Here is a 2004-nt window from a genome sequence, read left to right as displayed (position 1 = left end):
CCGCAAGCGGTAAGTGTAGGCTTCCAACAGCCCGATGAAGGGTATGAAGGATTTCCTTCGTGGTACTATCGTCCATAGTTCCAACTATGTCCAGTTTCCCACTACGGCGTTTTATACTAGGGAAAATGTCCAACCCTAGTCTTTTCAAGTTGACTGCGGCGTTGATGTCGCGGTCAACCATTAAAGTATTTTGCTCATCCCAATACTCTCTGATACTGCAATCCGTAAAAATAATTTCATTGCGGTAACTGAGAATCATTGAAGTGTATTGTGGGTTCTGTGAAATTGCTACAGCACCAGCTTTTTCGGCTATGCGCTCCAGAATTTCAAAGAATTGTCCAAAAGCACCATCAGCCCATGACTTATTCAGACCTGACTTAGCAGACTGCCCATTAGGAAGATAACTTCCATTCTCATCCTGTTTGGTTTTATTGCGTCGGGTTAGCCGGATGAAGTTTAAGTCCTCATAGAAGAAAAACTTATTTCCAGTTCTGACAAGTTTATGGGCTGTTTTGTACTGAAAATCTTTACGACTTCTGGCAATTTTTTGATGCTGTTTAGCTTCACGTTTCGCCAACTTACGCCGAGGTCTAGATCCGCGCTTACGTCTATTTCGTTTGATGGAAATACGGTCTAGCTTGGCTTGATTTTTGCGTAATGGTTTTAAAGACGGTAGTTTTTCGCCGTCTGAAGTTGCAAGATAATCATCACCTTGCAACACTGCATCAATCCCCATTGAGTTGTCCCAATTGGGGATAAAATCGGTGGTTTGATTTGGTACAGATACATCTTCCAATACCATCTGGATGTACCAGCCATCAGCCTTTTTGGTAACGCTAATTTGCTTTAAGTTAAATCCGTCAGGTATAGGTTGGTGCATCCGAACCTTAAACATCTCTAACTTGGGCAAACGAATATATAGCCAATTTATACGTTTTAACTTTATCCATTCATTGTTGGCGGTTGCAAACGTCATGGTTTTAAAACTCGCCTCAGTTTTGAAGCGTGGTTTTCCAGAACGCTTGCCACTAGAATCCCCAATCACAAAACGTTCAAAAGTTTTATCAACTCGCTTGCAAACATCCTGTAGAACAGTTGAGTCTACACTTTTAAAATCAAGTAACTCGCCCGACCATTGCACAATGCTCAAATCTTTTTTGATGACGGGTAACTGGAGCTTCTGACTGTAGTAGTTAGGTCGGTCTAGTAACTCAGGCAGTCTGGTTACAAAGATTGGACAACTATTTACAGCATGGCGGTTATTTTCCCACCAAGAGAAGCGTTCACCCAATTGGCGGTTATACCAGTACCGACAAATTCTCAACCATTCGTTAAGAATTAGTTTCTGGTTTGATTCCGGCTCTAGTCGGTACTGGTAGGTTACTTTCATCCTATTAGCTGAATGAGTGTTATCATTTTGGCGTACACTAATCATACCATAATGTTCTTTGTTCTTGATGAAAAATGATTTTGTATCGAAAGGTCGGTCAGTGAGTGACTTAAAAGTTCACTTAGTTCTGACCACCAAATATAGACGCAAAGCTTTTACTCTAGAAATGTTGAAGCGGCTAGAAGATATCTTGGTTGACTTGCTTGAAAAGTGGGATTGCAAGTTAGTGGAGTTCAACGGAGAAGAGGATCATGTACACTTATTGTTTCAGTACCATCCAGACTTGCAGCTTAGTAAATTAGTAAATAATGTCAAATCAGTAACTTCGCGCAAATTACGTCAAGAATATGCAGAACATCTAGAAAAGTTCTTCTGGAAAGATGTATTTTGGAACGGATCTTATTTTGTAGCTAACTGCGGCGGAGTGACAATCTCAAAGCTCAAAGAATATATTGAAAATCAAAACAGCCCAGAATGAATATGGGTCATGGCTCGACATAGCAATTAATTGTTATGGCTACGCCAAAATACATTAACTACTATGTCTCTCCACTCCCGCGCATTCATCTCACACTCCTAAGAGTGAGTGTGAGGCTTCTGCTGATCTAGCTAAA

At 40.8% G+C, this 2004-nt stretch carries 2 protein-coding genes; one reads left to right on the top strand and one right to left on the bottom strand.

The annotated features are described in order from the left end of the window. Positions 1-1390 (bottom strand): transposase (locus VB740_RS36525; protein ID WP_323204683.1); only part of this gene is annotated, 1390 nt, incomplete at its 3' end. Positions 1391-1457: 67 nt separating this feature from the next. On the opposite strand from VB740_RS36525, the gene tnpA reads away from it, so the two are divergent. Beyond that, positions 1458-1868, top strand: coding sequence for an IS200/IS605 family transposase (tnpA, locus tag VB740_RS36520; protein ID WP_323204682.1), 411 nt, complete (start codon positions 1458-1460; stop codon positions 1866-1868). The last annotated feature ends 136 nt before the right edge of the window (positions 1869-2004 follow it).

The organism is Nostoc sp. UHCC 0251 (assembly GCF_034932245.1).
In the GTDB taxonomy this organism is placed as follows: domain Bacteria; phylum Cyanobacteriota; class Cyanobacteriia; order Cyanobacteriales; family Nostocaceae; genus Nostoc.
This window is presented reverse-complemented; position numbering and strand designations above follow the sequence as displayed.